Raw genomic sequence first — 8,813 nt, 5'->3', positions numbered from 1 at the left:
CGGTAATAAAGAAATGCTTGCCGCAAGTGCTATTAGCGTGCGGTGTCGTCGTTATTTTGATGATCGGCGACGTGCCCGGAGGGCGGCGCTGCTTCCGGCCTATCAACAAACTTCCCCGCCTTCCAGGGGAAGCGGCCAAAGGCATTCACGTCTTCTGGCTCACCTTTGCGAGTCTCGCGGTAGTTGGGCACCGAAAGCTCCATCAGATCCGGGCGACCGCCCCAGGCGGCACTATCAACTTCGGCGCGGTGTGCTTCGCGCATTGCCTTGAGTTCTTCCTCGCTGCTATTGGCATACAAATCACGCCAATAAGTCGCGTGTCGACCGCGCTTACCCGCTTCGTCATAGGCTTTGGTGGTCAGGTCGAGATGACGAAAGGGTTCAATCTGGGGAATATCTGGCAACGGCTGAGACACATCCATATAGCGCTGTAGCATATCCCAGGCGGCGTATAGCTGTGCAATACTGCCATCCACAGTAAAACTGAACTCCAGCGGGTCTTTGGTATGCGGCAACCGGCTGCGATGGGGGTAACGATGGATAAGTTTAAACGAATGAAATTGTGATCCTTGGGCGCCTACAGTCATCTCGATATAGGCATCAAATTCATAAAAAGGGAAGTTGCCAATCTCAGTCTTGACTAGACCGGTTTGGCGACAGAAGGCGTAATTATCTGACCAGTTACGGTTACTTTTGTAAAACTTTATCTCATGTTTTTCCCAAAGCCATCGGAGAAGAGTCGCAACACCGCAAATACCTCCAATAGTTAGGGGCATGCCGATAATAAGTAAGGGAAAGCTGGGCTCATCGACAAATAGTTGTCCTACTGTCCCTACAACCGAAACGAAAATGGCAATACCAGTAAAGACCCAACCACCTCCACCAGTAAAACTAAAAAGATGAGAAAAAATAATAAAAAAGAACCTAGCAATTCGATATAGGTCATTAGCATTTTCATCAACTCGTTTAGACCAACGTAACTCATTTATCATGGTGTAGTCATGATAATCATCGCCGATATATTGATACTCCCGAAACCAAAGATCAGAGTATTGATAAGTAGTAGGGTTTATACCTAGATAACTACCCCAAGGCAGTCGGGTTTCGAGGATGCGCCCACGCAGCCTATCATTTTGTGGGGCGTAGCTTTGCTCGGGAATAGCATCGACGCGGTAGGCGGTTTCAGTGTAGCCTCCCGCGTGCGTTATCGGTTCGTTTTGCAAGCTCATCGACAGCTCTACTGATTCTATTCGAAAATACCGCCGAGGAAGGCATACACCACCTTCCAGGCCGGTAATAAAGAAATGCTTGCCGCAAGTGCTATTAGCGTGCGGTGTCGTCGTTATTTTGATGATCGGCGACGTGCCCGGAGGGCGGCGCTGCTTCCGGCCTATCAACAAACTTCCCCGCCTTCCAGGAGAAGCGGCCAAAGTCATTGACGTCTTCTGGCTCACCCTTGCGAGTCTCGCGGTAGTTAGGCACCGAAAGCTCCATCAGATCCGGACGACCGCCCCAGGCGGCGCTATCCACTTCTGTACGGTGCGCCTCGCGCAGCGCTTTGAGTTCTTCCGCGCTACTATTGGCATACAAATCGCGCCAGTAGGTCGCGGGGCGGCCACGTTTACCTGCCTCATCATAGGCTTTGGTGGTCGGGTCAAGATGCCGGAAAGGCTCTAGTTCAGGAACGTCCGGGAGTGGCTGAGAAACATCCATGTAGCGCTGTAGCATATCCCAAATGGCGTATAGCTGGGCGATACTCCCATCTGCGAAAAAGCTGAACTCCAGCGGATTTTTGGTAAAAGGATCTGGACTTCGATGAGGATAACGATGAATCAGGTTGAAAGAATGAAACTGTGAGCCTTGAGTACCCACCCGCATTTCAACATAGGCATCAAACTCGTAGAAAGGGAAATCACCTCGAGACGATTTGACCATGCCGGTATATCGACAAAAAGCATAGTCATCTGACCAGTTACGGTTGCCTTTATAGAATTTTAACTCATGCTTTTCCCAGAGTTGCAGTAGAAGAGTAGCGACACCACAAAAAGCAGATACAGTGGCAAGAGGTATAAACCCCTGTATCCACACATCTGCTGCAAAGACGAATAGTGGAGTGCCAACTGCCGCTATACCTGCAAACAACCATCCCCCTCCCTTTCCTCCACCAGCTCGAATGAAGCTAAAACCATGAGAATAAATAACAAAAATAAACCGTATTAACCGATAAAGAATCCCAATATTTTCATCAACCCGCTTCGACCAGCGCTTTTCGTTAATCATGGTATGACCATGATAATCACTCCCCATATACTCATACTCTCTAAACCAGCTTTCCGAGTACTGATGAGTGGTAGGGTTTATATGCAGATAGCTGCCCCAAGGCAGGCGGGTTTCGAGAATACGCCCGCGCAGCATCTCGTTCTGAGGAGCATAACTTTGTTCGGGGATGTCATCAGCACGATAGGCGGTTTTAGCGTAGCCTCCCGTGTGCGTTATCGGTTCGTTTTGCAAGCTCATCGACAGCTCTACTGATTCTATTCGAAAATACCGCCGAGGAAAGCATACACCACCTCCCCGGCCGGTAATAAAGAAATGCTTGCCGCAAGTGCTATTAGCGTGCGGTGTCGTCGTTATTTTGATGATCGGCTACGTGCCCGGAGGGCGGCGCTGCTTCCGGACGGTCAACAAACTTTCCCGCCTTCCAGGGGAAGCGGCCAAAGGCATTCACGTCTTCTGGCTCACCCTTGCGAGTCTCGCGGTAGTTAGGCACCGAAAGTTCCATCAGATCCGGACGACCGCCCCAAGCAGCACTATCGACTTCAACACGGTGTGCTTCACGCAGTGCCTTGAGTTCTTCCTCGCTGCTATTGGCATACAAATCACGCCAATAAGTCGCGTGTCGACCGCGCTTACCCGCTTCATCATAGGCTTTGGTGGTCGGGTCGAGATGACGAAAGGGTTCAATCTGAGGGATATCTGGCAATGGTTGGGACACATCCATATAGCGCTGTAGCATATCCCAGGCGGCGTATAGCTGGGCGATGCTGCCACCAACAGTAAAATCAAATTCAAGTAAACTTGCACTATTCGGCAGGCGACTACGATGGGGATAACGATGGATCAGTTTTAGGGAGTGAAATTGTGAACCCTGTGTACCTACCCGCATTTCAATGTAGGTATCAAATTCATAAAAAGGAAAGTCTCCTATATCAGTCTTAACCATACCTGTGCACCGACAAAAGGCATAGTCATCCGACCAATTGCGATTCCCCTTATAAAACTTTATAGAATGTTTTTCCCAAAGTTGGCGGAGAAAGGTCGCAGTACCACATATTACTGTAACAATTGCCAGCGGAAAAAGTGCTTGCAGTAAAGAATCGGCAGCAAAGATAAACAGAACAGTACATACTGCCATTACACCAAAAATGAACCATCCACCCCCTCCTTTAAAACTAAGTAAGTGAGAAAAAATAACAAAAATAAATCTAATAAAACGATAAAAATCGTTAACATTTTCATCAACACGCTGTGACCAACGCGACTCATTAATCATGGTGTAGTCATGATAGTCATTCCCAATATATTTATACTCTTGAAACCAGCTTTCCGAATACTGATTGGTAGTAGGATTTATCCCTAAATAGTTTCCCCAAGGCAGGCGCGTTTCCAGAATACGTCCGTGCAATTTCTCATTTTGGGGAGCATAACTCTGCTCGGGGATAGCATAAGCACAATAGGCCGTTTCGGCGTAACCATCCGCTGACGTTAGCGACTCGTTTTGCAAACTCATTAGCGGGCTCCCTGCTGGAACCATACCCAAGTTAACGACGAGGGTTATGTAGTAAAGGTCATTTCGTCCTCAATAGGTCGATAGGTTCTGCTAGCCCGATCCCAAAACTGAATGGAGCCCTGGCCCGTTAGATTGTCAAGGTACAGACGCACCAGATTGGCTTTTTGGTGATACTCACGCGTGTAATCAGGCTCATGCTGGAAACGCTTACGACTAGTGCGCAGCCAGTTTGGGTCTACGCCTAAATGTGAACGAGGAATACCTGTGCTTTGCCATTCGCGAGGCAAACTGATCCCTAGATAACGGCTTGCATTATCTTCAGGGTCTTCCGCTTCTGCGGAAGCCACCAAGCGTTGGCCTTTTACGACAGGGTAATACTGATAGGTGAACCCCATATCGGGTACCGGTGCTAAGTAGTCGGCGCTGACTCCTAAAGGGGGTAGCTGAAATTCGCCATAGCGTAATCCAGCGCAGCTGAACTTGACCGCGATATCGCAGTCTGCAAAACGGGGTGCTAGCTCAACTAGCGTTTTAGGAGATACCAGTTCAGCATAGGTATCATGCAACCCCTGCAGCAGGTAAAGATAGGTCTGGTGAGGGCTGGCCCCTCTAAACTGTATCAAGTAGTCATAAATAGCGACTGAATCCTTTTCATCTTCTTGAGTTGCAAGCTGAGCCAATCGCGATTCCAGTTCATCACGACGGCTGCCGAAGGGGCCAAACTGCATCCAGAGAGAGAAGCCGTCATCGCGGCTATTGGTTGCTAAGTATTGAAAGAAAACAGAGGCGACAAGGCTAACCACTGTGATGGGCATACAAGTCGCGCCAATAAGTCGTGGGGCGGCCGCGCTTCTAGCTCGGGAACGTTTGAAAGCTGGCTGTCTGATATCCATATAGTGCTAAAACAAGTGCCATATAGTTACGCAAGCGTTGCTAAGCTACCAGTGAAACGCCCAACGCCAAACAAATCCTTTTAGCTACAGTGCCTGCAGCACCATCTGCTAGCTTGTCACCAAAGCTTGCTCCCTCTCTAATTCGAGTCATTTGGCACTCTTCAATATCAATTAACTTTATAAAAAAATTTCATAACATCAAAAAAACCACTTATTTATATATAGTAACATCCCTCCCGCCAGTATAAACAAAGCAGAAGGAATATAAGTATACATTGGGAAAAGCACCATAATTTTTATTTTTTTAGGTAGCTTACTAATATTGATTTCTTCACGGGCATGTGGGAATTTTCTACGTACAAACCTAGAATTATGGAACAAAACAAAAACGCCATAACTTGCCGCACGACCCATCTCCCAAGGCCATAAACCTTTAAGCCCTCTATGAGGAAAATCAGGGCTATCAAAATAACTGTCTATTTTCTCCATATAGAAAAGCAATATTACTCCCCATATTACAAGTGTTAAGACACCAACCACTATCGCCAGTGCTGAAAAAGCAAAAAATACAAATTCTAAATCAATCATTTCAATTGCCATATATAAGCTGCCCCCCCCCATTCACCTGCGCCTTTCCCTATTTCGCCACCTATTTCGCCACCTATATAGCCTGCTCCACCGACCAGTACGACCCCACACGCAAGCGTTGCTAATCCGCCAGTAGGAACACCCAACGCCAAGCAAACTCCCCCAGCAACATAACTTGCTGCAGCACCGCCGGCAGCCCCACCAATAAAGCTTCCGCCAAAGCTGGCCCCCTCTCTAATTCGAGCCATTTGACACTCTTCATCACGTCCTGTTGTGCAGGCTTCAGCTGTATTCGAAATTGAAGATACTGCACTAAGCCCTAACCCTATATAGCCAGACCTACTTATCCACTTACTTGCATTGGCAATACCCATATAATTATCTGCATAGCCGCCGGGTATTCCCGATGCTGACGATCCGGCTTGTCGCCAGTGGTGTAACGTTGTTTTGGTTGTCACTCCAAGCGCATGGCGTAAATTAGGATGTTCCGGTATCCCTAACCCCATACGTGTTACACGATCAAGTAAAGTATTTAGCTCACTAAATAAAGCGCGCCGACTAGCAAAAAACTCTGGGCTATTGAGCCTTCCTGTGCGCTCGTATGTACGCTGATATAGTTGTTCTAGCTGTTCTAACTTAGATTTAACCTGTCGGGTATGATTGTTTATACCAGCCGCAGTATTACCGATAGCGGCTCCAGCGCCGCCCGTTGCTGCTCCTAATAAATTATAGTAGTCAACCGTACGTTGAGCTTCTTCATGGGTTAAATCAGCATTAATCTCATTAACGTCACTAGCAACTTGCATTAGGAGAGTTTCTTCACGCGTACATTGCATACTTCTTGGATCGCTTAGAACGATAACTTGTCCAGGAACGACTCCTTCACCTAGCTGAGGATTTAATCGTTCAAGCATAGCATTCACTTCACTGCTAAGATTGCTTGAAAACAGGTGATTTTTCATTTCTTCGACTGTTTGTGGGCGCTCTACAATATAGAATCCTGGCTCGACTTCTTCTTGTTCTACGCAAGGGCTATCAGCCATGATGTCATCTGGACAGCTGCTGTCGATTATTTCGCTAGTTTCTGGAAGAGTTAACTCCATACCTGTTCGCAGTTGATTTGGATTATCCAGTGTAGGGTTAAGCTCCATAATGGAAGAAATCGATATCGCTTTTTCTCTGGCAATTCCGCTTAACGTATCACCACTTTTCACTGTATAGCTCATCAATCCACCCTCTCTGCTTCAATTCCCCAAATAGCTTCTTCAACTTTAAACTGTCGTTCAAGTGCGGCTACTTTAGTATCCTCAATTAATTCCTTAACACCAGCTCTTTTCATTAAATCAGGGTATTTATAACTTACAATAGTAAACCACTCAATTTCTGAATTACTTTTAAACCCTAGGCTTTCAGCCATAGAAACGATGTTTACAATATCTTTCCTACATATTTCTTCAATGTTTTTTTCGTTTATTTCTTTAGTAAGCGTTTCTTCCAAATGAATATAAAAATCTCTTTTTTTTACGCTTTTTATCTTATTTATGCAATTTTCAGACAGCTGAAACCATCCTTCTTCTTTTTTAGCTTCATAAAAATTATGGCTGGTTGAACTATATAATTCCCAGTGGCCATCGGCGTACGCTGCCCATTGGCTAACAGGGTCATTAAAACTTGAAAACTCTTCATTGCTCATGGAACTCATTACCTTTGAGAACCATTCTGGAGAATAAAATCTCCAATAAGCTATTTGATCATTCGGAAGGCGTACGCTTATTAAGCTCTGCAGGTACTCAAGCACTTCAAAAAAGGAGTAAGCACTTACAATAACTATTCCATTTTTTCGCCAATCACTTTCATGATCCCAAATTTTACTTTTCGCCTTTGGTTTATATAAACAGGGGCTTACATCTATTGATGCCTCATGCCGAGTTCCATAGTATATAGGCGAAACCTGAGGTGATGGTTCATAGTCATATATAGTTTGCATGGCTGGAAAGATCGCTCCATCCAGCAGGATGAATACCGATTCTTTCTCTTGCTTATGCAACATCTCCTTTAAAGGCGAATCACTCATTGCAGCACCTTGATTTATTTGCATGGGCATGAAGCTAAAGGACAGCTACCATCTAACTGCTGATAGCATTGAGCACTGAGTAATTTTCCTTCTTTAGCAGCTTGCTTCAAATGTTGTGACGAATTAGGGAACACAGGAAGAACAGCCTCATGCTGCTCAGCCTGAGCATTGAGCGTGAGAAGCGGCGCCTGCGCCGCCTGTCCACTCCCAGAACCCGGGCTGCCCCCCGAGTTGATCTTGACCTGCGGACCAACGATGGTGACCCCGCTGGGGTCGATTTTCAGGAAGCTGCCGCCGGCTTTCAGGGTGATCTCGGCGCCGGCTTCAATCACCACCTTCATGCCAGCCTTGTGGTGAATCTCCTGCCCGGCTTCTACCAGCTGCGCCTGGCCGATGTTGTCGTGGCGGGTGCCGTTCACGGTGAGGTGGTCGTCGCCGTCCACCTGGCTGAAGCGGTTGCCGTGTACCGTGTGGTGGTCTGCGCTTCCGATCTCGCTGATGCGGTCGTTGTGCACCTTGAGGTGGCTGTCGTTCTGGACCTCTTCAGTGCGGTCGTTGAGCGTCAGAAGCTCCAGGTCCTTCTGGGCGTGGAGCCAGATCTGCTCTTCCCCCGCCTCGTCTTCAAAGCGCAGTTCGTTGAAGCCTTCGGCCTTGTGGCTCTGGGTGCGAATGACGGTGCGCGTCTTGTGTTCGGGCAGCGGGTACGGGGCGGTGTTGACGGCGTGATAGGTACGCCCGGTGACCAGCGGCTGGTCCGGGTCGCCTTCCAGAAAGGAAACGATCACTTCGTGACCAATGCGCGGAATGGCAATACTGCCGTAGCCGCCACCGGCCCAGCCTTGGGCCACGCGTACCCAGCAGCTGGCGGTGTCATTGGGTTCGGCGTAGCGGTCCCAGGGGAACTGGACCTTCACCCGGCCGTACTCGTCGCAGTGAATCTCCTCGCCTTCCGGGCCGACCACGAACGCGACCTGGGGGCCGTCCACGCGGGGCTTGGGGTTGGGCGTGGCGCGCCAGGGGGCGTCGCCGGGCATGAGGGTGACCTGGTTGGCGTAGCGCGTCATGCCGCTGGCATCGCTGTGCGTCATGCCATCTTCTTCCAGCGCCTGGGGCTGTTCGCCGGTGTGGTGTATTGCCACCACCTGCCAGTCGCGGTTGAGGCTGTCGGTGTCGTGGTCGGTCAGGCTGAAGCGCACGCCGGGGGCGAGTTCCGGCAGGTCGCTTTCGGCGCTGGCGGTGACTGCTTCACGGCGCAGCTGTTCCAGGCGGATGCGGGTGAATGGCTTGCCCGAGGCATCCTCCTTGTAGCGGCCGGGGTAATCGAAGTGCTCGTAGTCCGTCTGCTGGCCGTGGGCGTCCACGTCGCGGCCCAGGTGTTCGTGCAGCTGGGCGTAGGCCGGGTTCTTGAAGCTGTAGTCTTTAAGCGAGGCGGTAGCCGCGGCCACGCGGGCGGTCTAGAAGCTTGCTT

General features: G+C 49.0%; 7 protein-coding genes and 1 pseudogene. All 8 read right to left on the bottom strand.

What is annotated here, in order from left to right; genetic code table 11:
* Window positions 1-32: 32 nt before the first annotated feature.
* Window positions 33-1,229, bottom strand: a complete 1,197-nt coding sequence (locus tag HW452_RS14555; protein WP_224106819.1) for a hypothetical protein — start codon at window positions 1,227-1,229, stop codon at window positions 33-35.
* Window positions 1,230-1,323: 94 nt separating this feature from the next.
* On the bottom strand, window positions 1,324-2,517 hold the full coding sequence (locus tag HW452_RS14550) for a hypothetical protein (protein ID WP_224106818.1): 1,194 nt from the start codon (window positions 2,515-2,517) through the stop codon (window positions 1,324-1,326).
* Between the two features lie 94 nt (window positions 2,518-2,611).
* Window positions 2,612-3,790 carry a hypothetical protein gene (locus HW452_RS14545; RefSeq protein WP_224106817.1) on the bottom strand — a complete coding sequence of 393 codons (1,179 nt, stop codon included), beginning with the start codon at window positions 3,788-3,790 and terminating at the stop codon, window positions 2,612-2,614.
* Between the two features lie 44 nt (window positions 3,791-3,834).
* Window positions 3,835-4,605, bottom strand: coding sequence for a hypothetical protein (locus HW452_RS14540; RefSeq protein ID WP_224106816.1), 771 nt, complete (start codon window positions 4,603-4,605; stop codon window positions 3,835-3,837).
* Between the two features lie 276 nt (window positions 4,606-4,881).
* Window positions 4,882-5,271, bottom strand: coding sequence for a hypothetical protein (locus HW452_RS14535; RefSeq protein WP_224106815.1), 390 nt, complete (start codon window positions 5,269-5,271; stop codon window positions 4,882-4,884).
* Entirely contained in the window at window positions 5,268-6,497 is a 1,230-nt protein-coding gene (locus tag HW452_RS14530; RefSeq protein ID WP_224106814.1) for a LysM peptidoglycan-binding domain-containing protein, read from the bottom strand. The genes HW452_RS14535 and HW452_RS14530 overlap by 4 nt, the downstream gene beginning before the upstream one ends.
* Window positions 6,497-7,345: a DUF4123 domain-containing protein gene (locus HW452_RS14525; protein ID WP_224106813.1), complete on the bottom strand. Its 849-nt coding sequence runs from the start codon at window positions 7,343-7,345 to the stop codon at window positions 6,497-6,499. The genes HW452_RS14530 and HW452_RS14525 overlap by 1 nt, the downstream gene beginning before the upstream one ends.
* A gap of 14 nt (window positions 7,346-7,359) precedes the next feature.
* Window positions 7,360-8,799: pseudogene (tssI, locus tag HW452_RS14520) on the bottom strand (type VI secretion system tip protein TssI/VgrG); the annotation flags it as partial.
* Window positions 8,800-8,813: the final 14 nt, after the last annotated feature.

The organism is Vreelandella aquamarina, from assembly GCF_020075495.1.
Taxonomy (GTDB): domain Bacteria; phylum Pseudomonadota; class Gammaproteobacteria; order Pseudomonadales; family Halomonadaceae; genus Vreelandella; species Vreelandella aquamarina_A.
The sequence above is the reverse complement of the archived record's forward strand: the minus strand, read 5'-3'. Positions and strand labels throughout refer to the sequence as shown.

What these genes read in the sequence shown, in the direction of transcription:
- HW452_RS14550 (WP_224106818.1), bottom strand. Translation starts at nt 2,517, where the DNA reads ATGAGCTTGCAAAACGAACCGATAACGCACACGGGAGGCTACGCTAAA.
- HW452_RS14525 (WP_224106813.1), bottom strand. Translation starts at nt 7,345, where the DNA reads ATGAGTGATTCGCCTTTAAAGGAGATGTTGCATAAGCAAGAGAAAGAA.
- HW452_RS14540 (WP_224106816.1), bottom strand. Translation starts at nt 4,605, where the DNA reads ATGCCCATCACAGTGGTTAGCCTTGTCGCCTCTGTTTTCTTTCAATAC.
- HW452_RS14545 (WP_224106817.1), bottom strand. Translation starts at nt 3,790, where the DNA reads ATGAGTTTGCAAAACGAGTCGCTAACGTCAGCGGATGGTTACGCCGAA.
- HW452_RS14555 (WP_224106819.1), bottom strand. Translation starts at nt 1,229, where the DNA reads ATGAGCTTGCAAAACGAACCGATAACGCACGCGGGAGGCTACACTGAA.
- HW452_RS14530 (WP_224106814.1), bottom strand. Translation starts at nt 6,497, where the DNA reads ATGAGCTATACAGTGAAAAGTGGTGATACGTTAAGCGGAATTGCCAGA.
- HW452_RS14535 (WP_224106815.1), bottom strand. Translation starts at nt 5,271, where the DNA reads ATGATTGATTTAGAATTTGTATTTTTTGCTTTTTCAGCACTGGCGATA.